Origin of the sequence: Streptomyces eurythermus, assembly GCF_014649115.1 — a bacterium.
GTDB lineage: Bacteria > Actinomycetota > Actinomycetes > Streptomycetales > Streptomycetaceae > Streptomyces > Streptomyces eurythermus.
Genome location: NZ_BMSK01000002.1, coordinates 1 through 23,118, shown reverse-complemented (window position 1 = coordinate 23,118; position 23,118 = coordinate 1). Strand labels below are relative to the sequence as shown.

Annotated in this window: 20 protein-coding genes and 1 pseudogene; 13 read left to right on the top strand and 8 right to left on the bottom strand. The window is 73.7% G+C overall.

Going from position 1 to position 23,118, the window contains the following annotated elements; all coding sequences use genetic code 11:
- The 8 genes from IE251_RS41860 (at position 1) to IE251_RS02920 (ending at position 11,196) form a co-directional block, all read left to right on the top strand.
- Entirely contained in the window at positions 1–3,015 is a 3,015-nt protein-coding gene (locus IE251_RS41860) for a Cof-type HAD-IIB family hydrolase (RefSeq protein ID WP_307784878.1), read from the top strand.
- Entirely contained in the window at positions 3,012–5,060 is a 2,049-nt protein-coding gene (gene malQ / locus IE251_RS02950; RefSeq protein WP_189751331.1) for a 4-alpha-glucanotransferase, read from the top strand. Before IE251_RS41860 ends, malQ begins: the two co-directional genes overlap by 4 nt.
- Before the next feature lie 8 nt (positions 5,061–5,068).
- Positions 5,069–6,280 carry a sedoheptulose 7-phosphate cyclase gene (locus IE251_RS02945; RefSeq protein ID WP_189751330.1) on the top strand — a complete coding sequence of 404 codons (1,212 nt, stop codon included), beginning with the start codon at positions 5,069–5,071 and terminating at the stop codon, positions 6,278–6,280.
- Complete coding sequence (locus IE251_RS02940; RefSeq protein WP_189751329.1) at positions 6,273–6,629, top strand: cupin domain-containing protein; 357 nt, start codon at positions 6,273–6,275, stop codon at positions 6,627–6,629. Before IE251_RS02945 ends, IE251_RS02940 begins: the two co-directional genes overlap by 8 nt.
- On the top strand, positions 6,626–7,666 hold the full coding sequence (locus tag IE251_RS02935; protein ID WP_189751328.1) for an ROK family protein: 1,041 nt from the start codon (positions 6,626–6,628) through the stop codon (positions 7,664–7,666). The genes IE251_RS02940 and IE251_RS02935 overlap by 4 nt, the downstream gene beginning before the upstream one ends.
- Complete coding sequence (locus tag IE251_RS02930; protein WP_189751327.1) at positions 7,663–8,601, top strand: SDR family oxidoreductase; 939 nt, start codon at positions 7,663–7,665, stop codon at positions 8,599–8,601. Before IE251_RS02935 ends, IE251_RS02930 begins: the two co-directional genes overlap by 4 nt.
- 121 nt (positions 8,602–8,722) lie before the next feature.
- Positions 8,723–10,213, top strand: a complete 1,491-nt coding sequence (locus tag IE251_RS02925) for a GMC family oxidoreductase (protein ID WP_189751326.1) — start codon at positions 8,723–8,725, stop codon at positions 10,211–10,213.
- 38 nt (positions 10,214–10,251) lie between these two features.
- A complete protein-coding gene (locus IE251_RS02920) occupies positions 10,252–11,196 on the top strand; it encodes an aldo/keto reductase (RefSeq protein ID WP_229896557.1) in 945 nt (314 codons plus the stop codon).
- A 141-nt stretch (positions 11,197–11,337) separates the two neighbouring features.
- Here the strand turns inward: IE251_RS02920 and tpg are convergent, their stop codons facing one another.
- The 4 genes and pseudogenes from tpg to IE251_RS02900 form a co-directional block, all read right to left on the bottom strand.
- Positions 11,338–11,895, bottom strand: a complete 558-nt coding sequence (tpg, locus tag IE251_RS02915) for a telomere-protecting terminal protein Tpg (protein WP_189751325.1) — start codon at positions 11,893–11,895, stop codon at positions 11,338–11,340.
- A gap of 3 nt (positions 11,896–11,898) precedes the next feature.
- Complete coding sequence (gene tap, locus IE251_RS02910; RefSeq protein WP_189751324.1) at positions 11,899–14,196, bottom strand: telomere-associated protein Tap; 2,298 nt, start codon at positions 14,194–14,196, stop codon at positions 11,899–11,901.
- Between the two features lie 171 nt (positions 14,197–14,367).
- Positions 14,368–14,637: pseudogene (locus tag IE251_RS02905) on the bottom strand (cytochrome P450); the annotation flags it as partial.
- A 24-nt stretch (positions 14,638–14,661) separates the two neighbouring features.
- The gene (locus IE251_RS02900) at positions 14,662–15,102 is read right to left on the bottom strand and encodes a VOC family protein (protein WP_189751323.1); all 441 of its coding nucleotides are present in this window, start codon (positions 15,100–15,102) and stop codon (positions 14,662–14,664) included.
- Between the two features lie 172 nt (positions 15,103–15,274).
- Here IE251_RS02900 and IE251_RS02895 point away from each other — a divergent pair, with 172 nt between their 5' ends.
- Together IE251_RS02895 and IE251_RS02890 are read left to right on the top strand one after the other, a co-directional pair.
- The gene (locus IE251_RS02895; protein WP_189751700.1) at positions 15,275–15,763 is read left to right on the top strand and encodes a GNAT family N-acetyltransferase; all 489 of its coding nucleotides are present in this window, start codon (positions 15,275–15,277) and stop codon (positions 15,761–15,763) included.
- Positions 15,764–15,802: 39 nt separating this feature from the next.
- Positions 15,803–16,327, top strand: a complete 525-nt coding sequence (locus IE251_RS02890) for an AAA family ATPase (RefSeq protein ID WP_189751322.1) — start codon at positions 15,803–15,805, stop codon at positions 16,325–16,327.
- A 126-nt stretch (positions 16,328–16,453) separates the two neighbouring features.
- On the opposite strand, the gene IE251_RS02885 is transcribed toward IE251_RS02890, so the two are convergent.
- Positions 16,454–17,071 carry a sigma-70 family RNA polymerase sigma factor gene (locus IE251_RS02885; protein ID WP_189751321.1) on the bottom strand — a complete coding sequence of 206 codons (618 nt, stop codon included), beginning with the start codon at positions 17,069–17,071 and terminating at the stop codon, positions 16,454–16,456.
- 240 nt (positions 17,072–17,311) lie between these two features.
- Positions 17,312–18,046, bottom strand: coding sequence for a hypothetical protein (locus IE251_RS02880; protein WP_189751320.1), 735 nt, complete (start codon positions 18,044–18,046; stop codon positions 17,312–17,314).
- A gap of 218 nt (positions 18,047–18,264) precedes the next feature.
- Here IE251_RS02880 and IE251_RS02875 point away from each other — a divergent pair, with 218 nt between their 5' ends.
- The 3 genes from IE251_RS02875 to IE251_RS02865 all read left to right on the top strand — a co-directional run bounded on the left by IE251_RS02875 (position 18,265) and on the right by IE251_RS02865 (position 21,428).
- Positions 18,265–18,996 (top strand): DJ-1/PfpI family protein, encoded by a 732-nt coding sequence (locus tag IE251_RS02875; protein WP_189751319.1) that lies wholly within the window; start codon positions 18,265–18,267, stop codon positions 18,994–18,996.
- 292 nt (positions 18,997–19,288) lie between these two features.
- The gene (locus IE251_RS02870) at positions 19,289–20,482 is read left to right on the top strand and encodes an NAD(P)/FAD-dependent oxidoreductase (protein ID WP_189751318.1); all 1,194 of its coding nucleotides are present in this window, start codon (positions 19,289–19,291) and stop codon (positions 20,480–20,482) included.
- 10 nt (positions 20,483–20,492) lie between these two features.
- Positions 20,493–21,428, top strand: a complete 936-nt coding sequence (locus tag IE251_RS02865; protein ID WP_189751317.1) for a sigma-70 family RNA polymerase sigma factor — start codon at positions 20,493–20,495, stop codon at positions 21,426–21,428.
- Positions 21,429–21,608: 180 nt separating this feature from the next.
- Here the strand turns inward: IE251_RS02865 and IE251_RS02860 are convergent, their stop codons facing one another.
- Together IE251_RS02860 and IE251_RS02855 are read right to left on the bottom strand one after the other, a co-directional pair.
- Complete coding sequence (locus IE251_RS02860) at positions 21,609–21,854, bottom strand: hypothetical protein (RefSeq protein WP_189751316.1); 246 nt, start codon at positions 21,852–21,854, stop codon at positions 21,609–21,611.
- A complete protein-coding gene (locus tag IE251_RS02855) occupies positions 21,851–22,783 on the bottom strand; it encodes a hypothetical protein (protein WP_189751315.1) in 933 nt (310 codons plus the stop codon). Before IE251_RS02855 ends, IE251_RS02860 begins: the two co-directional genes overlap by 4 nt.
- Between the last annotated feature and the right edge of the window lie 335 nt (positions 22,784–23,118).

The following is a 23,118-nucleotide window of genomic DNA, read 5'->3' as shown; positions in this document are numbered from 1 at the left end:
GTGCATGTCATCCACTTCGCCTTCGAGTGCGGCGGGTTCGACAACCGTCTGATGCGCGGCGGGCTGTCCCCGCTGGTGTGGAACCTCTCCCGGGAGTACGCGGCACGCGGTCACCGTGTCTCGCTGGTCACCCCCGCGCACGGGCTGCTGGAAACGCTGCGGCGTGACCATCCGGTCGAGGACCTCCCCTACGTCCACGAGCACCGCGTGCCGCTGGTACCGGACCCCAAGGTGTGGCCGGACCACCCGGCGGAGATCGGCCTGGACCTCACCACACGGGCCCACCTGCTGCGCAGGGACGGCGTGGACGTGTACCTCCTCTCCGACGCCTGCCTGGACCTGCTCCCCGGCCGGCTGTATCCGCCGCCCGGCACCGAGGGCAGGGACCTCGCGTACTTCAAGCCGCTGGTGTTCCAGGTCGCGGGCGCCCACTTCATCCGGCGGTACCTGAGCGGCGGGGAGGCCGTGGTCCACGGCTTCGAGCCGTACTACCACTACCTGCTGCCGACGCTGTTCGCCGGCGATCCGGCCCTGCGGACGGTGAGCACGGTCGCGGCCAACGCGCCCGTCGCCCAGGCGGTGTACCGCCCTCAGGTGGAACGGCTGCTGGGCGTGTTCGGCGTCGACGCGGACCTGGAGGCGTTCGCGGCGCCGCTGCCCGCCGAGGACAGCCCTGAGGCGATCATGGCGCGGGTCCTGGCCGGCACCCGGATGCACGTCGAGGCCGGCCCGGACCACATCGCGTTCCTGCCGATGATCCTGGCCCACGCCGATCTGGTCGACTTCGTCTCGCCGGGCCAGCGCGACCACTACAGCACCTTCCGCGACACGCCGTTCGAGTCGCTGTTCGGGGCCCTTCCGGTGTCCCGGATGCTGCGCGAGCGGGCGCCGAAGCTCTTCACCGGGGGTTGCGGGATTTCCGACAGCTGGCTGGCAAGGGATCCGCGCGCGGTGGACCGTGAGGCGGTCCTGCGGGGCCTGGGCCTTGACGCGTCGCTGCCGGTCTTCTACCACGCCGCCCGCTACGCGGTGCACCACAAGGGGCAGTTGGAGCTGGTCCGGGCCGTCGAGGAGGTCCTGGCGGGCGGTACCGAAGCCGTGTTCGTGCTGCGCTTCGCCACCAACGGCGGCGGGGGCACGGCACCGGCCGCCAACGCCTACTTCCAGAGCGTCGCCGACCGGTTCCCGGGCCGCGTGCACCTGGACTGGCGGCTGGCCGACGAGGACACCTTGTTCGAGCAGGCCGCGTGTGCCGACTTCTGTGTGTTCCCCTCCAAGTTCGAGCTGGACGGCTTCCTCATCGCCCAGGCCGAGGCGATGGCGTGCGGCGCGGTGCCGATCGCGACCGCGCAGAGCGTCACCGCGCACTTCGGGCACGCGCTGCCCGTGGACGACCCGCGGGCGACCGGCCTGTCGCTGCCCGGCTCGTTCCGCGACGACGATCCCGCCCTGGCCGCGGCGCTCGCCGAGCGCATCCGCCAGGCCGTGGAGCTGCGCCGCACGGCCCCCGGCGACTACGCCCGGCTGTCGGCCAACGCCCGTGCCACGGCACGCCGGTTCACCTGGTCGCGCAGCGCGGACCGCCGCCTTGAGGCCTTCGCGGACCTGCTGCGCGACCGGCCCAGGCCCTTCCCCGTCGAGGACGCCGTCCGGTGGGGCTGGTTCGATTCCCTGCCCGCCGACGCGTGGTTCCGGCACCGGGAACTCGTCGTACGGTCCGCCGCCGGCCTGGGCGACACCACGGCCTACGGACGGTGCGCTGCCCTGGACGAACAGGCGTACGAGCGGCTCTTCGAAGCCGCGTACGCCCGCGCCGACTTCGTCCGGTGCGCCGAGACCGCCCGCGCGGCCGGACGGGACGACTGGGCGGCCCGGGTGCGCGGACGGTACCGGGTGTTCCGGGACGCCACGGGCGGCCGGACACTGGAGTACCGGCACCCGCACGCCCGGCACGTGGAGCTCGCGGTCCCCGGCACCGTGACTCCCGCCACGGGCCTGGAGTCGCGCGCGGAGGCCGTCGCCTCCGACGAGGCCGTGCCCGCGGACAGCGGCATGACGCTGAGGGCGCTGGCCCCGGCCGGGGACGGCGTGTTCCGGGGCGCGCTGCCCGGCTCCTCCGCCGGACGCCGGCTGCTCGTCATGCTGACCCTGGCCTCCGGGCGGGTCACCTGGGACACCCTGCCCTGCGACGGGCTCGTGGACGGGCCGGCCTTCCGGCTGGTGGCGACCGACCTCGACGGCACCCTGCTGCGCGACGACCAGACCGTCTCCGCCCGCACCCTGCGCGCCCTCGCCCGGGTGGCCGAGACCGGGGCCCGGCACCTCGTGGTCACCGGACGACCCGCGGCGGCCTGCAAGCAGTACCTGGCCGCACTCGGCTACCGGGGGCTCGCCGTGTGCGGGCAGGGCGCTCAGCTCTACGACGCCGGAGCCGACCGGCTGCTCAGCTCGGCCTCGCTCGACCTCGGCCTCGCCCAGGAGGTGGTGGAACGCGTCGAGGCGGCGCTGGGGCCCCTGGAACTGGGCGTCGTGACGGCGCCGCCGGAGAGCCGCTTCAAGGTCACCCCCCGGTTCGGCGAACGCGTCCGCCACGGCTGGGACGTCACGACCGACCGCCGCCTGCTGTGGACCGACCCCATCGACAAGCTCGTCCTGCACCACACGAGCGTCCCGGAGGACGACGTCGAGTCCGTGGCGCGGACGCTGTGCGGGGACCGGGTCACCGTCGTGCACTCGGTGCGGGGCATGGTGGAGGTCCTGCCGGCGGGCACCACCAAGGCGGCCGGGGTGGAGCGGGCCGCGAAGCTGCTCGGCTTCGACGCGGCCGACACCGTGGCGTTCGGTGACATGCCCAACGACATACCGCTGCTGGCCTGGGCCGGGCACGGCGTGGCCGTCGCCAACGCCCACCCGGCGCTGCGGGCCATGGCCGACGAGATCGCGCCCGGCAACGACGAGGACGGCGTCGCCGTCGTCCTGGAACGCCTCTTCGGCACCTCCGAGGAGCCGTCATGACCGACGCCCTGCGCGAGGTGGCCCGCGCCCACCGCATAGCCACCGCCTACACCACCGACCGGGGGCAGCGGGTGGAGGTGCCCCCCGGCACCCTCGTGGCCGTGCTCGCCGCGTGCGGTGTCGACGCGGCCACCGGCGCGGCGGCCCGGGCCGCCCTCGCGGCCCACCGCGAGCGCACGGCGGACCGGCTGCTGCCCGACTGCGTCGTCGTGCGTGGCGGCGTCGTGCCCCCGCTCGGACTGCCCGGGAACGCCACCGCCGAGGTGGAGCTGGAAGGAGGGGGCACCGCCGCCCTGTCCGGCCCGCTGCCCGTCGGCCGGCACACCCTGCACGTCGGCGCGCCGGGGCGGAGCGGCTCCGCGCCGCTCCTCGTCGTACCGGAACGGCTGCCCGTGCCGGCGGGACGGCACTGGGGGTTCCTCGTCCAGCCGTACTCGGTGCTCTCGCGCCGCTCCTGGGGCATGGGCGACCTCGGTGACCTGGCGGAGCTGGCGTCCTGGTCGGGGCGCGCGCTCGGGGCGGACTTCGTTCAGCTCGGTCCGCTGCACGCGATGGAACCCGGCCCGCTGCCGGACCCGTCGCCGTACCGGCCGAGCTCCCGGCGGTACCCCGACCCCATGCACCTGAGGGTGGAGGCGATCCCGGAGTACGCCTACCTCACGGGCGAGCCGCGCCGCGTCGCCGACCGGTGTCTCGCCCGGGCCCGGGCCCTCAACGACGGGGTGCTGCGCGGCGAGCTGCTCATCGACCGGCAGACGGTACGCCATCTCAAGCACGAGGCGCTGCGGGCCGTGCACCAGGTGCCGCTCTCCCCCGGACGGGCCGCCGCGTTCGCCGCGTTCACCGCGCGGGAGGGCCGGGACCTGACGGACTTCGCCACCTGGTGCGCGCTGGCGGACGTGCACGGCGGGGCATGGCGTTCCTGGCCGGCCGGGCTGCGGGACCCGCGGTCGCCCGCCGTGGCCCGCGCCCGGCAGGAACTGGCCGCCGAGGTGGACTTCCACCGCTGGCTCGCCTGGACCACCGACGAACAGCTGGCCGCGGCGCAGCGGGCGGCCACCGGCGCCGGCATGGCGATCGGTCTGATCCACGACCTGGCGGTCGGGGTGGCCCCGGAGGGCGCCGACGCCTGGGCCCTCCAGGACTGTCTGGCCGCCGGCATGAGCGTGGGCGCGCCCCCGGACGACTTCAATCCGCACGGCCAGGACTGGGGGCAACCCCCCTGGCGTCCGGACGGGCTCGCCGCGTCCGGGTACCGGCCGCCGGCCGCGCTGCTGCGGGCCGGGCTGCGGCACGCGGGCGCGCTGCGCGTCGACCATGTGATGGGCCTGTTCCGGCTGTGGTGGGTGCCGGAGGGCCGGCCGCCGTCCGAGGGCACGTACGTCCGCTACGACGGCGAGGCCATGCTCGGCGTGCTGATGCTGGAGGCGCACCGTGCGGGGGCCGCCGTGATCGGCGAGGATCTCGGCACGGTCGAGGACGGCGTACGCGAGTCCCTCGCCGCGCGGGGCGTCCTCGGCACGTCCGTGCAGCGTTTCGAGTACCTCGGGGGCTCGGCGGGCCGGCACGGTCCGCTGCCGCCCGAGCGGTGGCGGCGGGACTGCCTCGCCACCCTGACCACGCACGACCTGCCGCCGACCGCGGCCTGGCTGAGCGGCGAGCATGTCGCGCAGCGCGCCCGCCTGGACCTGCTCACGCGCCCGGAGGCGGAGGAGAAGGCCGCCGCCACGGCCGAGCGCGACGGCTGGCTGGCGGAGCTGGAGCGGCTCGGCCTGCTGCCCGACCCGGAGGGGGAGGTGGTCGCGCTGCACCGTTTCCTGTGCCGGACGCCGGCGCGGCTGCTCGGTGTCTGGCTGCCCGACGCGACCGGCGACCGCCGGTCCCAGAACATCCCCGGCACGTCCGCGGTGTACCCCAATTGGCGGCTGCCCGTGAGCGACGCCCAGGACCGTCCCGTACCGCTCGAGGACCTGCCCGGACAGCCCCTGGTGGCCGCTGTGTCCCGGGTGTTCGGGCACCTTTCGCGGCGCGGTGAGACCACATGAGGAGAGAGATGACAAGCCAGGTTGTCGACCGGGTCGGGCATCCGCCGGCAGGGGTCCGCGAGGACTCCGGCGGTTTCGACCTGAGCGCGCCGGACGGCACCCGGTACCGGGTCGACCTCGGCACCGGAGTGCTCGACCCGGACAACCCGCTGCTCGCCGGCTACCTGGGGGAGCGCCGGGTCGTGGCCTTCGTCAGCCCGACCGTCGACCGGCTCTACGGCGACCGGCTGCGCGCCTGTCTGGACACCCATGTCCGGCCCGGCCAGTGGTCGTTGCATGTGATACCGACCGGTGAGCACCACAAGACCCTCGCCGCGGCGGAGCGGGTGTGCGCCCTCGCCAAGGCGGACGGGCTGGACCGGCACGGGGTGATGCTCGCCGTCGGCGGCGGCATCGTGGCCGACGTCATCGGCTTCGCCGCGTCCATCTACGCCCGGGGCATCCGCTACATCAAGGTCAACACCACCCTCGTCGGCCAGGTGGACGTCGGGGTCGGGGTCAAGACCGGTGTGAACGCCCTGCGGACGAAGAACATGTTCGGCGCCTACCATCCGGCGCACGCCTCCCTGAACGACCCCGCCTTCCTCGCGACGCTGCCGCACCGGGAGATCCGCTGCGGGCTCGCCGAGATCGTGAAGATGGCCGTGATCCTGGACGAGGACCTGTTCCGGGCTCTTGAACGGCACCCGGACGCCTTCCGGCGCCGGGACGGCGACAGCGGCGACGCACCCCACTCCCACGGGGAGCTGGAGACCTACATCCTGCGCACGTCGATGCGGCTGATGATGGAGGAGCTCTGCCCCAACCTCCAGGAACACGAGCTGGCCCGGCTCGTCGACTTCGGCCACACCTTCAGCCCGGTGGTGGAGACGGCCGGCGACCACCGTCTGGAGCACGGCGAGGCGGTCGCCGTCGACATGGCGCTCTCCGCCCATCTGGCCCGCCTGCTCGGCCTGGCGGACGGGGAGACCTGCGACCGCGTGGTCCGTCTGCTGCGGCGGATCGGGCTGCCGGTGTTCGATCCCGGCACCTGCACCCCGGAGCTGATGACGCAGGCCCTGCGCGCCTCCTGGCAGCGCCGGGGCCGCAAACTGCACCTCGTGGTGCCGACCGGTATCGGCAAGGCGGCCTTCGTGGAGGAGCTGGAGGACGTCCCCGCGGGCGTCCTGACGGCCGCGCTGGAGGCACTGGCGGCGGACGGAGGGCGGCACGATGCCTGAGGCCGTGGTCAACCTGCGGGAACTGCTGACCGGCAAGGAGCGGGACCACGGCGGCCTCGGCACGATCCTCGCCCACCGCGTCTTCGCCCGCCGCCCCGGCTCCCCGGGCGCGGAGTTCATCGACCTGGCGGTCCTGCCGCCGGGCACGTCGATCGGCCGGCACCGGCACGGCGCCGACCGCGAGACCTACATCGTGCTGGACGGCGACGGCCTGATGTACCTCGACGGCGAGGAGTTCCGGGTCGGCCCCGGTGACGTGGTCGTCAACGGCCCCTACGGCGAGCACGGCCTGCTCAACGACGGTGACCGGGAGCTGCGGCTGCTGGTCTTCGAGGAGGGGACGGGATGAGCGGCGGGCCGGCTGACGAGATGTTCACCGTGGTCGACGTGGGCGGCACCACGCTGCGGGTGGGCGGCTACGACCCCGCGACCGGGGCCGTGCACCGGGTGCGCCGGGTGCCCGTCGACGGCATGCACCGCGCCCCGGGCGCCCCGGTGGCGGTGCTCCAGCGGCGGGTGGTGGACCAGATCGTGCGCGAGGTCGCCGCGCACACGGGCGGACGGCCGCCGCGGGCGCTGGGGGTGGCCTTCGCCGGCCCGATCACGGCCGCCGGTCTGGTGCTCACCGCGCCCACCGTCTGGGGACGGCGCGGGGATCCGTTGCCGCTCGGCGAGTTGCTGACGGAGCGGACCGGCACGCCGGCCGTCGTCGTCAACGACCTGACCGCCGCGGCCTGGCGGTACGCCGCCACCGAACCCGGGGACTTCTGCCTGCTCACCATCAGTTCCGGCATCGGCAACAAGGTGTTCCGCGGTGGCGAGGTCCTGCTGGACGCCGACGGCCACGGCGGCGAGCTGGGGCACTGGGTGTGCGACCCGTCCCCCGACGCGCCGCTGTGCGACTGCGGGGGCCGCGGCCACCTCGGCGCCATCGCCTCCGGGCGGGGCGTGCTGGCCGCGACGCGCCGGGCCGCGCACGCGCGGCGGTCCGCTTTCCGTGACTCCCGGCTCGCGGCGTCCTGCGGCGGCCGGGCCGACCGCATCGACAACCGGGCGATCGCGGCGGCGGTCCGCGCGGGCGACCCCTTCACCACGGAGGTGCTGCGCGGCACCCTGACCCCGCTGGCCCAGGCGGTCTCCGGGGTGTTCGCGTCGGTCGGGGTGTGCCGCTACATCCTGATGGGCGGCTTCGCCCTGGCGGTCGGTGAACCCTACCGGCGCCTGCTGGTGGCCGAGTTGGTGCGGCTGGGCTGTTTCGGTCTCGGTCCCGGGCAGATCGACGCCATGGTGTCGCTCGGGGCCGCCGACGACGACCACGGACTGATCGGCGTGGGCCGGCTGCTGGCGGACCGGATGCCGGCCCCGTTCTCCCAGGGGGCGTCGTGACCGGGCCGGTCCTCGTCGTGGGCAGCGGCCTGGTGGGCACCGGGATCGCCCGGCGGCTGGCGGCGGAGCAGCCCGTGACGCTCACCTCGCGCCGCCCTCCGCCGGTGCCGCCCACGGCCTACGGGGCCCACTGGACGGCCCTCGACGCCACCGACCCCACGGCCTGCCGGCGGTTGCTGGACCGGCTGCGTCCCCAGGGCATCGTCCTGGTGCACGGCCCGTCCGACGTCACCTGGTGCGAGGCCCACCCGGAGGAGGCCCGGGCCGCGCACGTCACCGTCGCGGAGACCTTCGCGGGCCTGGCGCCGGACACCCGGATCGTGATGATCTCCACCGACAACGTCTTCGACGGCGGCTCGGCGGACAACACCGAGAGCAGCCCCCTCTCGCCGGCCAACGCCTACGGCCGGGCGAAGGCGGAGGCGGAGCGGGCGCTGCTCGCCACGGCGGCCCGGGCGGTGGCCCTGCGGGTCAGCCTCGTCTACGGCCACGAGCCGGCCGACGCGGGCAAGTGGCTGAACTTCTTCGCCGCGTGCGCCCACCGGCTGCGCCGCGGACAGCGCGTCGAGGCCCCGGACGACCACTGGACGACACCGGTGCTCCTGGACGACGTGGCGGACGTGACGGCGGCCCTGCTGCGCGCCGGGCATCCGCTGCCCCGCGTGCTGCACCTGGGCGGGCCCGACCGGCTCACCCGTGCCGAGTGGGCCACCGTCATCGCCGGGGAGCTGGGGGCACCCGCGGGCCTGGTGACTCCGGTACCGCGGGCCCTGACCCGCTACGCCTCCCGTCCGGTGAACGCGTGCCTCACCAGTGAGCTGCTGGCGACCCTGCCCGCCACCGCACGGATCACCGTCCGGGGGGTGCGCGAGGGAGCGCGCCTGCTGGCACCCGCGTTCGCCGGAACCCCGGCCGCCCGAATCCCGTACCCGTGAGGAACCCCTTACCCGCGGCGTCCCGGCCCCGGTGATGCCACTCCTCCCGGGACGGCGGTCCGCGTCTCCCGGTGGCCCGTACGTCCTGCCCTCCCCCACCCGATCTCTCAGCGGAGCGACCATGAACATCCCGCCCCTCGCGTCCGGCTACGACGTCGTCATCCTCGGCGGCGGAGTGGCGGGCTGCGTACTGGCGGCACGCCTGAGCGAGGACCCCGGCCGCACCGTGTGTCTCGTGGAGGCGGGCCCCGACTACGGCGCCCGGCAGGAGAGCTGGCCCGAGAAGATCCTGGACTCCCGTGCCCTGCCACGCGAGGACGTGTGGGAACGGCACACCGAGTTCTACCGCATCCGGGCCCGCGTCCTCGGCGGCTCCTCGTGCGTCAACGGGGCCTGGAACACCTGGGGTTCGTACGCCGACCACGCGGAGTGGACCCGCGCCGGCGGTGAACGGTGGTCGGCGGGCGCGCTGGAGCCGTACCGGCTGCGGGCCGTGGAGCGCATGGGGCTGCGCACCGTGCCGGACTCCGAGCTGTCCGTCTGGGCCTCGGCCGCCCTGGCGGCGGCGCGCGAACTCGGCTACCCGGAGGTGGACATGGGCACTGTGGGACGGCCCGGCCACGGCCGGCCGCTGCTCAACTCCGTCGACGGGCTGCGCTGGAACGCCGCCTTCGCCTACCTGGACCCGGCGACCCGGTCGCGGCCGAACCTGACGATCCTCGCCGGCGCCCTGGTGGACCGCCTGTCCCTGCGCGCGGGCCGGGTGACCGGCGCACACGTCGTCCTGGACGGGCAGCCGGTGACGCTGGCCGCCGACCTGTGTGTCCTGACGTCCGGCACCTTCGGCTCCCCCGCCGTGCTCCTGCGCAGCGGCATCGGCCCCGCCGCCCACCTGGAGCGGACCGGCATCCGCTGCGCGGCGGACCTCCCCGGTGTCGGCGCCAACCTGTCCGACCAGCCGGGTGTCTTCGTGCCCCTGTCCCCCACGGACGGCCTGAACCGGGCGCTGGCGGCCAAGGAGGCGGCCGGGGAACTGTACGTCAGCCGGATGCTGATCCGGGCGGCCAGCGAGTTCTGCCCGGACGGGGCGTGGGACCTGCATCTCCTGCCCACGGCCGGCCCGCCGCTGTTCGGCTCGCTTCCGCCCGGGCGGTACGAGGCCGGCATCTCCGCCTTCCTGATGAAGCCGGTCTCGCGCGGGCACGTCCGGCTGCGCTCGGCGGACCCCGTGGAACCCCCCGAGATCGCTCCGGCCTTCCTGTCCGACCCGGAGGGCCGGGACATCGCCGTGGTCCGGTCGGGGCTGCGGAAGGTCGAGGAACTCGCCACGGCCATGAGGCCCCTGGCGGGCGCCGCGGACCCGGAACCGGCCCACACGCTGCCCGGCTCCCGCCTCCGGGCCCGGGTGGGCACCTACTGGCACCCGGTGGGTACCTGCGCCGTGGGACCGGCGGACGATCCGCGGTCCGTGGTCGACGGGCAGGGCGCCGTGCACGGTGTCACGGGGCTGCGTGTCGCCGACGCCTCCATCCTGCCGACGGTGCCCGCCGCCAACACCCAGCTGCCGGTCCTGGCCGTCGCCGAGATGCTCGCCGACACCCTTCGCGCCTGACCTCCCCTCCCCCGCACGCACCCACCACGGAGACCGACATGGCGGCACGGACCGACATACGCGCGCACAAGCTGCTGTACGGCTGCATGGGACTCGGCGGCGGCTGGGACACCGAGCCGTACACCGCCGACGACATCCGGCACGCCGAGAGAGCGATCGAGGCGGCGCTGTCCGCCGGGATCACGGCCTTCGACCACGCGGACATCTACAAGTACGGCAAGGCGGAGGCCGTCTTCGGCGAGGTGCTGGCCCGCAGCCCCGGCCTGCGGCAGCGCATCGTCGTGCAGACCAAGTGCGGCATCCGGCTGCCCGAAGACGACCGGCCCGGGCTCTACGACCTGCGGGGCGCCGGCATGGTCCGGCGGGTCGAGGAGAGCCTGACCCGGCTGCGCACGGACGTACTGGACGTCCTCCTCCTGCACCGCCCCGACCCGCTGACCGATCCGGGGGAGATCGCCGCGGCACTGGCCTCCCTGCACGCCCAGGGACTGGTCCGGCAGTTCGGCGTGTCCAACATGAGCGGCCCGCAGATCGCCGCGCTGCAAGCCCGTACGGACCTCCCGCTGGTCGTCAACCAGCTCGAGATGAGCCTGGCCCGGCGGGACTGGGTGGAGGCGGGCGTCCTGTTCAACACGCCCGACGCCACCCGCAACGGCTTCGCGCCCGGCACGCTGGAGTGGTGCGCGGCCAACGGGGTCCGGCTCCAGGCGTGGGGCCCGCTCGCCCGGGGCCGCCTCACCTCGGGCGCGGACACGCGGGCGAGCCGGCTCGTCGCGGAACTCGCCCGGCGCAAGGACACCACCCCGGAGACCATCCTCCTGTGGTGGCTGCGACGCCATCCGGCGGGCATCGCCCCCGTCATCGGCACCACCCGTCCCGAACGCATCGGCGCCTGCGCGGACGCGGCCCGCCGCGAACCGGACCTCACGCACGAGGAGTGGTACGAACTGTGGACCACCGCGCGTGACGCCCCCCTGCCCTGACGAAACCGCCGGCCGGGCGGAACGCCCAGGATCGCCCGAACACGGCTGCCGCGCGGGGAACCGGTGGCGTACGAGCGGGCCTGGGCTGCCCTCGTGCGCGGGTGCCCCGGCCGTGGCCCGCGGGATGGCCGGGGGCGGCCGCTAGAGCTCGAACTCCAGGCGCTCGATGTCGGTGAAGCGGACCTCCTCCAGCTGTCCGGCGCGGCGGCCGTCGTCCTGGAAGTACACCTCCTTGAGCGCTTCGGCGGTGATCCGCCGGAGCTCCCGGTCGCCGGCGCCGGCCTCCTGGGCGCCGAACAGGCGCGCGGCGTGCCGCGGCGGCAGCGCCACGGTCAGGTGCCGGACGCGGTCGTCGTCGGTGGAGCCGATCGGCGCGGTGTAGCCGATCCGGGCGCGGGTGTCGATGACGATGCCGCCGGTGGTGGCCGCCCGCTGCCGGGCCCTGGCACGGATCTGCGGCTGCCACCGCTTCTTCACCTCGCGGTCCATGCGCTCGGCGAGACCGGGACGGGGCTTCCTGATCTCGTTCCTCACATACCGCTCGACGGTGCGCTGGGAGATGCCCAGCAGCCGGGCGACCGCCTTGGTGCCCTTGAGCTGCTTGACCAGGTACCGCATCTGCGCGGGCGCGCTCTTGGGCGCCGGGCGGGTGAACGCCTTCTGCACCGCGGCCTCCAGGCCGTCCCCGAACAAGGTCATCGCCTACTCCCCGTTGTCGGCGCCGGTGACGGTGCCGTCCTTGATGTACCGGGCGAGGTTGAGCGCGGGGGCGTCGAACCGCTCCCGGACCTCCTCGCCCCACAGGACGGTCTGGGTGCCCTCGTGCTTGACCAGTCCCGGGTTGACGCCGAGCTTGAAGCCACCGGGCAGCGGCGTGCCGTCGCGGTAGGGCAGGAAGTCCAGCGGGCTGGTGCCGTCGGCCGCGTACACGACGCAGTCGGACAGGACCGCCACCGGGTACTGTCCCGTGAACGCCGCGTGCTTGACGATCTTGCGGTGCAGGTTGACCCGGGTGCGGGAGATGACGGCCGCGCGGATGTCCGGCCGCCACGTGGGCCTGGCCAGCGCCCGCCACGGCCGGCCCGGCCGCCAGCCCTCCCCGCGCGGACGCTCGCGCAGCTTGCCGATACCGCCCTTGACCGTGGCCTTGATCGCCGAAACGACGATCGCCATCTCCGGGTCCCGCTCCTTGTAGCCGTCCATCGCCGCCAGGAAGTCGGCCGGCGCCATGTCCGCGCGCACGCCGAGATCGGCCATCGTGGCCAGGTAGGCATCGCGGAGCCGGTTGTACCAGCCGTCCAGATAGCGGCCGTTGTCGTAGCGGACGTACGCCTCGAGCGGCCGCACCTCGTAGCCCAGCTCCACCGCGTACGCGACCGTCGGCGTGGCGTACCAGGCCGGGCCCTCGGGCCGCTCGCCCGTCGGCGTGAACGGGCTGGGCAGCAGCGAGCCGTCCAGGTCCGCCCACTTGTCCTTCCCGACCTTCACCCGGGACAGGTCGACGTGGGAGAGGTCCACCAGCCAGCTCCCCGGCAGCTTGGGATCGAACACCGGCCGCTTGACGTGCGTCGGCGCGCCGAGACCGACGACCAGCCCGTTGGCGCCCGCCGCGAAGGCCATGTTGACGTCGATGCCGACCAGATACCGGACCGTGCATTCGGCATCGGTCATCGGCCGCGCCCAGTCGTACGCCTCCTCGAACAGCTTCTCGCCGGGGCCGCGGACGTGGAAGCGCGGCAGGTCCGCCAGGAGCGGGTGGCCGTCGGGGACCTCGCACGGCGCCGGGTCCACCGGGTCCTTGCCCAGGCTGCCGGGGTTGTGCTCGGAGTGCCGCTCGCCCGTCGCGTCCGGCTGGGAGGCGCGGGTCGGCGGGTGCAGCGCGGTCATCAGCTCCAGGCCGGTCACGGCGGTGGAGCCGCGCGGGGTCATCACCCGGGAGGCGTACACCCCCAGTACGCGCGCCAGGTCCGCCGGCGGGAGCTGTGCGGCGTGCCCCCAGTGCCGGGAGTCGAGCGCCTGCCAGGACGGGACGCACAGCTGCACGCACTGCCGGTCCGAGCCCTGCGCGGGGCGGTAGATCCGCGCCCACGGCCCGAACCCGCGCTGGGTGAGCCGCCAGCCGGCGCGGGCCAGTTGCCCGACGGCCTTGTGGCCCTCGGGGAGCCGGCCGGCGAGCCGCTCCTCGTCGGTGAGGGCGACGGGCAGGCCGTAGCGTTCCAGCGCGGCCTCGGTGAGCACGAGCAGCGGGTCGGCGTCCTTGCCCGCCCCGGACAGCCTCGGCTGCCCCAGCCTGCCCTCGGTGAGCGTCCACTCCACCAGGGCCGGCAGGGACTTGGCGGGCACGTCCAGGACCAGACCTCCGGTGCAGTACGCCAGGACCTGTCCGTCGTCGTCGACGTCGACGACCGCGAGCGGCCCGTTCTCGAACCGCCCGTCGGTCCCGCCGGCCGGGTCACCGACGGAGCCGGCCCTCTTCGCGCCCTCGCCGCCCGGGCGGCGTGCTGCCGATGACGGCCCGGTGGCGCGCGCGGAGCGCGACGCGGCGGCCGGGGCGGGGACGGAGGCGGCGGAGCGGGCCTGAGGGCTCTCAGCGGTAGTCGTGGCCTCGGCGGTAGTCCTGGTCCCGGCGGTCCTCGTGGCTTCGACCGCGGCCGTGGCGTCGGCGGTCCTCGTGGGGTCGGCAGTAGTCGTCGCCACGGTCTGGGACGGCCGTCCTGGGGACACAGCCCGTGCCTCCGGCTCCTCGGTCGCCGGGACCGGGACCGGGTAGAGCTTGGCGAGCCCTTCGAGGAGACGCGCGTAGGCGTCGCGCTCCGGCGGGCGGGGTTCGGTCTTGCCCGCCTCCCATCCGCTGACCGTGGCCCGGCGCACGCGCAGCGCGGTGGCGACCTCGTCGATCGTCAGGCCGTGGGCCTTGCGCAGGCGCCTGCGCTCCTCTGGCGGCGGCAACGAGGCGCGGGACGCCAGCAGCGCGTCGACCGCGTCGAACAACTCGGACATGGAGCACCTCCGGGGCACACTCTATCCCGGAGAGATCGAACGCATCACGTACATTCAGCGAGCGAATGGCGGTCCTTTCGCGTACGAGTACGGAGTCGGTGCGCGGCCGAGACAGGCCCGTGGGTGCGCCATCATCCGGGATCTCGTACGGGCCCAGGGTGAGGTCTTCCGTCGTCTCGCGCGCCGCTCGTGGGCCGGGCGTCCGGCGAGCACGGAGAGCAGCAGGCGGCTCCATGGCGTGTGCTCGTCGGCGGGGAGTACTCGCAGGTTGCCCGCCTCGCACAGCGGGTCCAGGAAGGTGAACAGTTTCCCGGGCAGCTGGAAGCGTACGACGGGTCCGCAGGTGTCGTGCGGGCGCAACGGGTAGCGGTGCGGGCCGCCGGCAGCCGTGACGGCACGCAGCCCGCCGTCCTCCTCGTGGTCGGGGCCGGGAATGCGCATGGTGACCGGCAGCCGCGTCACCCTTCAGCCGAGCTGCTCGGCCAGTCCGACGATGATGCCCTCGGGGCCGCGGATGTAGCAGAGCCGGTAGCTGTCCTCGTACTGTGCCAACTCGCCGACGAGCTCGGCGCCGTGAGTGCGCAGGCGGGCAACGGTGTCCTCGACGTCGTCGACGGCGAACATGACGCGGTGCGTGCCCAGAATGTTGTGCGGTCTGTTGCGCGGCCCGGCGCTGGTCGCCACGGGGCTGCGGTACTTCGCCAGCTCGAGCCGGCTGTGACCGTCCGGGGTCCGGAGCATCGCGATGTCACAGTGGACGCCGTCGAGCCCGGTGCACTGGTCGGCGACGAGACCCTGGACCTCCGCCCTGCCCTCCAGCTCCATACCGAGTTCCACGAAGAACGCGATGGCGGCATCCATGTCCTCGACGACGATGCCGACGTTGTCCATCCGCTGAATCGCCATGCTGGTTTCTCCTTCTTCCGCGTGCGACCGGTGGTGGCCGCTCAAGCCCCGGGACGGAGCCGGTGTCGTTACGGAACCGCTTGCGGGGCCGCGGCGCCAAGAGGGCGCGTCGAAAAACGGCTTTCCGTCCCACGTGATCGGCATGGAAGCTGGCTCGCCGGAGGTACTGAAGATGACGAACGTCGTGCTGAAGCTGTCAGCCCGTGACTTGGTGCACGCGGACCTGGCGTCGTGCGGGTGGGCAGGGTCGGATCACCACCTGGCCGGCGTCGCCGAGCAGTTGGAACGTGCCCGGGCCGGTGAGGTCGACTACCTCGCGGTCTGCCCCGCGACCGACATCCCGGTGGCGAAGGGCGGCGTCGACTACCAGGTCAAGGACGGTGTCGGCACATTGTGGCAGCTGGCGGTCCACCCCGCACTGCAGTCGTGCGGGATCGGTACGTTCCTTGTCGAAGCCGCGGAGCTGCGGATCAGAAACCGCGGTCTGCGCCAGGCCGAGCTGGCCGTGGAGGAAAACAACCCCAGGGCACGTGCGCTGTACGAACGGCTGGGATATGTCGCGTACGACCGCCGGCCGGAGTCGTGGGACGAGCAAGCCCCTGATGGATCGTTGCGCCGTTATGAGACGATCTGCACGTTGATGCGGAAGGAACTCGCGTAGGCTGTTCCCGGGCTCCTCACGGCGCTAGCGTCGGGTCCCGTGATCGTATGGCTCAACGGTACCCATGGCGTCGGCAAGACCACGACCAGTGCGCTCGTACAGCAACTGATCCCGGATTCTCGGGTGTTCGACGCCGAGAAGGTCGGCGAGACACTCATGGACATCTCGCCGGGGCTGCCCGCCACGGACAACTTCCAGCACTGGCCGCCGTGGCGGCCGCTCGTGGTCGAGACCGCCCGCCGCGTCCTCGACTACACCGGCGGCACCTTGGTGGTGCCCATGACCGTCCTGGTCGAGCAGTACTGGCGCGAGATCAGCTCGGGCCTCGCCCAGCACGCCGTTCCGGTACGGCACTTCGTCCTCCATGCCGACCAGGACACCCTCCGCGCGCGCATCGCGGGCGACATGGTTCTCGGCCCCGACTCCCCGTTCCGTCTCCGTCACCTCGCCCCCTACGCCGAAGCGGCCCGCACCTGGCTGCACGCCGAGGCCGAGGTCGTCGACACCACGCACCTCACACCGGCCCAGGCCGCCCGGCAGATCGCTGAGGCCGTCAAAGGCTGAGTACGACCGCCGCACGGATCGCCAAGTCCCGCAGAGGGCGGCACACGACGGAAGCCCCGGACCGAACCCGCACTGCGGGCAGCCGCCGCCCGGGCCGGTGACCGGGCGGCGGCGGTGTGGGGGCGGTCAGGCGGCTGCGGGCGCCGGCGCGTGGTGCTCGGCTTCCCGGAGCCACTCGATCAGTGAGGTGCGGGCGCGCGCGACCCGTGAGCGCACCGTGCCCACCGGGCAGCCGCTCACGTCGGCCGCTTCGGCGTAGGGAAGTCCGAGCAGTTGCGTGAGGACGAATGCCTCGCGGCGGTCGTCGGGGAGCGTGTCCAGCAGGTCGGCGAGGGCGATGCCGTCGTCGAAGCCGGGCAGTCCGCGTGGCTGGGCGTGTTCGGCGGCAGCCTGCCAGTCGCCGGTGCCGGACAGGCGGGGCCGGGTGGAGCTGTGGCGGATGCTGTCGACCAGCGCGCGGCGGGCGATGGACAGCAGCCAGGTGCGGGCCGAGGAGCGGCCTTCGAAGCGGTGCAGACTGCCCAGGGCCCGTAGGAAGGTGTCCTGGGTCAGGTCGTCGGCGGTGTGGGGGTCGGCTCCGAGGAACGTCACATAGCGGTGGACGTCCCGGTGCAGGGCGCGGACGAACAGGTCGACGGCATCGGGGTCGCCGCCGCGGGCGGCGAGCGCCCAGGCCGTGATCGCGTCGTCCCGCGGGCCTCGGTCCGCGGCTTCGCGCGGTGTGGTCGGGGCAGGAGTGAGCACCTTGCTGTCTCTCCTTCTCAGGGATCCGGGCACACCGGCTCCGCGCGGGGCGCGCACAGGCTGGTGCGCGCCGCACGGCGGTACCGGTGAAAGGGGTGAACGGCCGGGCGCGACAGCGCGCGGCCGGTGCCCGAGGCGAGGAACCGACGGCTCGTCGTCTTCGCGTACGGTCCCGGGAATCCGGATTGTGCACGGTCTCGGGGATCCGGTGTGCGTACGGCCTCGGGAATCCCGCTGTCGTCAGGCGACAGCGCACCCCGCGGGCGGCCCCCGGGACGTGACCGCACGGGTGAGAAGGAGCCGCCGCAGCGTGCCGTCCGAACGGCCCCGGCGGGCGCGGAGGCGGGGCCGGTAGGGCGGCACGGGCAGCCGGAGGACCAGCCGCAGCGGAGCGACGAGCCATCCGGCGAGGACCCGCAGGATACGGAACGCGGCCCGCTCGCCGTAAGCGAGCCACAGGCCGCACAGCAGCGCGGCCAGCAGGTGGGCGGTGAGCATTGCGGCCGAGGACATGCCGGACATGCCGTGGCCGGGAAGGTGCGTGGCCCCCATGTGGTCCATCGGCCCCATGGAGTGCATGCCGCCCATCGTGTGATCCATGGAGGCCATGGACGTCGGCATGGCACCGTGGCGCGGGCCGGGACCCGGCGGTGAACCGCACAGCAGGTAGCCCAGCCACTGCCGGCCGAGTGACCCGGCACCCGGGATCCGGGGGTGCACGGCTGCCTGGGTGAGCGCGAACGAGGCGTGGAGTACGGCCTGGGCGACGACCACGAGGGAGCCGACCGCGACCGGCCCGCGCTCCCGTCCGGCCAGCAGCCAGGCCGTGCCGCCGGTCACCACCGCGCCCCCGGCCATGGCCCACCAGGGCACCGCGGTCCCCGACATCATGACGTGACCCAGGGAGGCGAGCAGCACACAGACGGCCGCGAACACGGCGGCCCTGAGCGTGCGGGAACACCACCCAGCCCTCATGGCGCCTCATCCTCGCAGTCCGCCCCCGACGCGTCGCGCGGGGGTATGCCGGAGGGCGGCGGATCCGGGCCGGGCCGGGGACGGGGAGCCGTCGCCTCGCACACGTCGTCTTACGCGGGAACTCAGGGGCCCTCTCGAACGACCACTACCCCGCGGGCAGTTCACGGACCGCATGCCGTTTCCCGAAGGCCATCACGGCTCACACAGGAGGCACACCGATGGAACGCAGAGAGTTTCTTCGCCGGACGTCAGCGGCGGGCGCGGCGACTTTGGGGACCGGGACGCTGGCGGCCACCGCCGCGAGCACTCGGACAGCGGCTGCCGCGACCCGGCGGACGGGGCCGCTGCGGGTCGACATCGTGGTGTTCGACGGGGTCGAGGAACTGGACTGCATCGCTCCTTACGAGGTCTTCTCGGCCGCTGCCATGCACAGCCCGAACGGCGTCGAGGTCCGGTACGTCACCACCGGACGCCCGGGGCTGATCCGGTGCGCGTACGGTACGGGCATCCAGGTCAAGCACCGTTGGGCGGCGCGGGAGACGGACCTGATCGTGGTGCCGGGCGGCGGCTACACGCGCCGGGACGGTCCGGGCGTCTGGGCCGAGATCGACGACGGCGCCCTCCCGCGAGCGCTCGCCGCGGCTCCCCGCGAGGGGCTGACGATCAGCTCGCTGTGCACCGGAGCGGTACTGCTGTCCGCGGCCGGCCTGACCCGGGGGCGCCCGTGCACCACACACCACGGCGCGAAGGCGTACCTCGCGGAACAGGGTGGTCTCGTCAAGAACGCGCGTGTGGTCGACGACGGCGACCTCGTCACCGCCGGTGGCATCACCTCAGGACTTGAACTGGGCCTGTGGCTGGTGAGACGCGAACTCGGATCGGACGCCGCGACCGGCGTCGAGACGATGCTGGAGTACGAGGCACGCGGAACGGTGTGGCAGGCGCCCTGACTCCGAGGTGAGGACGCCTCGTGAATCGAGGTCGGCACAGAGAGGGCCCCCGCTTCCGGGAGGAGGCGGGGGCGCGGAGCGGCACGCATCCGCAGATCTCGGAGTTGTTCGTGTGGTGGGGCAGCTTCCTCCTCGTCGCTTCGCCGGCCGTCTCGGCGAGGGCGTCGGCAGGTCTTCACCGGTACGCGGTTCCACTCACCGCCGCTCGGTGACCCACGTCACATCCGGCTTCTGTCAGGAATCGCGGCTCCGTCTCGTTCAAGGGGCACGCGAACGAGACAGGAGCATTGCCGTGAAGCACCGCATCGTCGTACTCGGCGCCGGATACGCCGGGGCCTTCGCCGCCGGGAACCTGGCCCGCCGGCTTTCCCCCGCCGACGCCGAGATCACCGTCGTCAACGCCGTGCCCGACTTCGTCGAGCGGATGCGGCTCCATCAGTTCGCCGGCGGCCGGGACCTGGCGTTCCGCAAGCTCACCGACGTGTTCGCGGGTACCGGGGTGCGGCTGCGCCTGGCGCGCGTCACCGGCGTCGACCCCGACCGCAGGACGGTGGCCCTCACCGGCGCGGACGGCGCGGCCGGTGAACTCGCCTACGACACGCTTCTTTACGCGCTGGGCAGTTCCGTGGCGCACCACGGCGTGCCCGGCGTGGCCGAGCACGCCTTCGATGTGACCGGCCTGTCCTCGGCGCTGCGTCTGCGCGAGCGCCTGGCCGGGCTGGGCGCGGGCGGTACCGTGCTGGTCGTCGGCGAGGGGCTGACCGGCATCGAGGCCGCCACCGAGTTCGCCGAGTCCCGGCCCGACCTCTCGGTCGCGCTCGCCGCCCGCGGGGAGTTGGGTGCCTGGCTCTCCCCGAAGGCCCGCCGTCACCTGAGTCAGGCCTTCGACCGGCTCGGTATCACCGTCCACGAGCACAGCGGCATCGAAGCCGTCGAGCCGGCCCGGGCGATCACCGCCGACGGTACGTCCGTGCCGGCCGACGTCACCGTGTGGTCGGCCGGGTTCGCCGTCCACCCCCTCGCGGGCGCCAGTGGTCTGGAGGTCACCGGGACCGGGCAGATCGTCGTCGACCGCACCATGCGGTCGGTCTCGCACCCGGACGTCTACGCCGCCGGTGACTGCGTCCACGCGATCGGCGACAACGGCCGGCCGCTGCCGATGTCGTGCGCCTCGGCCGGTTACACCTCGATGCAGGCCACCGCCGCGGTCATCGCGCGCCTGACGGGCGGCGAGGTCCCCACCACCGCGCTGAAGTACCACGGCAACCACATCAGCCTCGGGCGGCGGGACGCGATCTTCCAGGCCGTGGACGGGGACGCCCGGTCGACGTCCTGGTACCTGGGCGGCCGGACCGCCGCGTGGTTCAAGTCGGGCATCCTCAAGGGGTCGGCGTGGAGCATCGCCCACCCGACCTTCGGCCTGCCGAAGCACAAGCGCCGCCTGGCCACGGCACCTGCCCGGGCCGGTGTGAAGGTCGCCGCATAGGCTCCTCCCCATGGACAGCGCAGCTCTCGATCGCTTCGAGGCCGGCCGGAACCGGCTGGCCTCGCTCGCGTACCGCCTGCTCGGCTCGGCCGCCGACGCCGAGGACGCCGTACAGGACGCGTTCCTGCGCTGGCAGGCCGCGGACCGGGAGCACATCGAGGTACCGGAGGCGTGGCTGACCAAGGTCGTCACCAATCTCTGCCTCGACCGGCTCCGCTCCGCGCAGGCGCGTCACGAGCGCGCCGTCGGTGACTGGCTGCCCGAACCGCTCCTCGAGGGTGACCCGATGCTCGGCCCGGCCGACACCTTCGAGCAGCGCGAATCGGTGTCCTTGGCCGTACTGACCCTCATGGAGCGCCTCTCGCCGGCCGAGCGGGCCGCGTACGTCCTGCGCGAGGCCTTCTCGTACTCCCACGCCGAGATCGCCGGGATCCTCGACATCACGGAGTCCGCGAGCCAGCAGCATGTCCACCGGGCCCGGCGTCACCTCGCCGCCGGACGCCGCGGCGGCGAGGTGGACCCCGTGTCCGCGCGCCGGATCGTGGAGGAGTTCCTGGCCGCCGCCGTGTCGGGGCGTACGGATCGGCTGGTGGAGTTGCTCACCGCCGACGCGACCGTGGTCTCGGACGGTGCCGGACTGGCCAGGCGGCTGCTGCGGTACACCACGCCCGAGCGGATCGCCTCCTATGTGCGGGCCGGTTTCAAGCCCACTGCGGCGAAGCGGCGGCTGGCCGGCGGCCCCGTCGCGATGCACATCGCGCTGGTCAACGGCTCCCCCGCCGTCCTCGGAGTCGTCGACGGCCGGGTGGCGGGCGTCGTGGTGTTCGAAGTCGCCGACGGCAAGGTCGCGTCTTTGCGTGGCATCGCCGCCGCGAACGGGCTCGTGCGCCTCAACGAGGCATGGGGGCGGCACGGAACCGGCGCGCCGGTCATCAGCGCTTGGTGACCACGGCCACCGGATCCCCGTCTCCGATGGCCGGCCGCGGGCGGACACCGTGGCCGGCGCGTCATGTGTACCGGATCCGGCGGCCTCCGCTGACCAGTTGGGGTCGACTGCCGGCACGGCGCCCGCCACCGGTCGAACTTTGCCTGGGTTGCAAGCCGGGCCGGCCGCCGACCGTACCGGTCAGCCCGGCGAGGGCCGACAGACGCCGGCCGGATCGCGCGTCGCCAACTCCTCGTGCACGCCGGCGAGTCGGGGGACGGCCACGGCGGCCGCACGGGTGACCCGCTGGTCGTCCAAGTGGTCGACCGCGCTGCCGAGCAGGCCGGAGGACACGCCCGCGGTGGGGAGTTCGCGTTCCAGGAGGCCGGTGGCAGCGTCCTCGGCGCCGCACGCGCGGGCCGCGACCAGGGCGGGTACGGATCTCACGACCCGGTGTCCATGGCCCGCAGCCGGGCCCGGGCGTCGGCGACGACCCGCCCCGATTCCTCGGTCATCCGTCCCTCCGCGTCGGTGATCGGGCAGCTCATGACCATGACGGCGAGGCCGGCGAGATCCACCATCGCCGCCACCTCGGCGCGCCGGCGGGAGTCGTACCGGGCGTAGTCGTCGCACTCCTCGACCAGCGCGGTGAAGGACGGCAGCCGCTCGACCAGGACGAACCGAAGGTCCCGCAGGACGCGCCGCATCTCCTTGCTGCGCTCGTACAGGGCGGAGGCCGCCTCCTCCGCCTTCCTCATCTCCGCCTCGGCCCGCTCCAGGTCCTGTGCCATCTCGCGTTGGCCGCGTCTGGCCCTGCGGCTCTGCCATTCCACGACGGCAGCCAGCGAGAGGACGACCGGAGCCGCGACGATCGCGGACAGCACCGTTGTCCCGACGGCCATCCCGCCACCGCCCGCGGCCAGGGATCCGCCGCCCAGCCATGCGAGCGTGGCGCTGGTGGCCGCAGCTCCGGAGAGCCCCGAAATCGCCGTACCGGTGGACGCGGTGGCGAAGGCTCCGACCGCGACAAAGGTGCCTGCTCCGGCGCCGGAACCGGCGAGCGCGCCGCCTGCCAGCGCGCCGACGGCGGCCCTCACGGCGCCCTCGCGCAGCCGGCGGAACTCGACGCCCACCTCGCCGTCGACGGTGGGCAGTTCGACCTCGGTCAACTCCACCGGATCGACGCGCTCGAGGCGCTGGAAGACGTCACGGAAGGGGACGAGGGCCTCGTCGTGGAGCGCCTGTCGTGCCTTCTGCTGGGCGGTGTTCTCGGCGGCGGCCCGCTGACCGAGTTCCTCCTGGCACTCGACCAGGTGCTCGTACCTTCGTCGGTTCGCTTTCGCGAGCCTGACGGCGTCGACCATGGCGACCGCCATGCTGCCCCCCTTGTTCCTCGGCTCGGCGATTCTAGTGCCGCAACAGGCGGCTCCCACACCGCTGTTGAGACCCCCGGCCGAGCCTGCGGCGGCGCGGGGCCTACCGAAACATTCGAACCCTCCGGACCCGTTGACCGACGCCGCTTCGGTTCGTAATCTGCCCGTCACATTCGATAGTACGTACGAAAGTTTCGACTCCAGGAGATGGCATGCTCATGCCTAGATCGCTGCCCCGGCGGGCGGCCGGGGCGGTCACCACCGCGCTGCTCGCCGCGTCGATGGTCACGGCCCTGTCGCACACCGCCACCGCCGCGGACGACACCCTCGGCTCCGCC

Bases quoted from the DNA above. Each gene is read 5' to 3' on its own strand.
- malQ (WP_189751331.1), top strand. From the start codon at position 3,012: ATGACCGACGCCCTGCGCGAGGTGGCCCGCGCCCACCGCATAGCCACC.
- IE251_RS02945 (WP_189751330.1), top strand. From the start codon at position 5,069: ATGACAAGCCAGGTTGTCGACCGGGTCGGGCATCCGCCGGCAGGGGTC.
- IE251_RS02940 (WP_189751329.1), top strand. From the start codon at position 6,273: ATGCCTGAGGCCGTGGTCAACCTGCGGGAACTGCTGACCGGCAAGGAG.
- IE251_RS02935 (WP_189751328.1), top strand. From the start codon at position 6,626: ATGAGCGGCGGGCCGGCTGACGAGATGTTCACCGTGGTCGACGTGGGC.
- IE251_RS02925 (WP_189751326.1), top strand. From the start codon at position 8,723: ATGAACATCCCGCCCCTCGCGTCCGGCTACGACGTCGTCATCCTCGGC.
- IE251_RS02920 (WP_229896557.1), top strand. From the start codon at position 10,252: ATGGCGGCACGGACCGACATACGCGCGCACAAGCTGCTGTACGGCTGC.
- tpg (WP_189751325.1), bottom strand. From the start codon at position 11,895: ATGACCTTGTTCGGGGACGGCCTGGAGGCCGCGGTGCAGAAGGCGTTC.
- tap (WP_189751324.1), bottom strand. From the start codon at position 14,196: ATGTCCGAGTTGTTCGACGCGGTCGACGCGCTGCTGGCGTCCCGCGCC.
- IE251_RS02900 (WP_189751323.1), bottom strand. From the start codon at position 15,102: ATGGCGATTCAGCGGATGGACAACGTCGGCATCGTCGTCGAGGACATG.
- IE251_RS02895 (WP_189751700.1), top strand. From the start codon at position 15,275: ATGACGAACGTCGTGCTGAAGCTGTCAGCCCGTGACTTGGTGCACGCG.
- IE251_RS02880 (WP_189751320.1), bottom strand. From the start codon at position 18,046: ATGAGGGCTGGGTGGTGTTCCCGCACGCTCAGGGCCGCCGTGTTCGCG.
- IE251_RS02875 (WP_189751319.1), top strand. From the start codon at position 18,265: ATGGAACGCAGAGAGTTTCTTCGCCGGACGTCAGCGGCGGGCGCGGCG.
- IE251_RS02865 (WP_189751317.1), top strand. From the start codon at position 20,493: ATGGACAGCGCAGCTCTCGATCGCTTCGAGGCCGGCCGGAACCGGCTG.
- IE251_RS02855 (WP_189751315.1), bottom strand. From the start codon at position 22,783: ATGGCGGTCGCCATGGTCGACGCCGTCAGGCTCGCGAAAGCGAACCGA.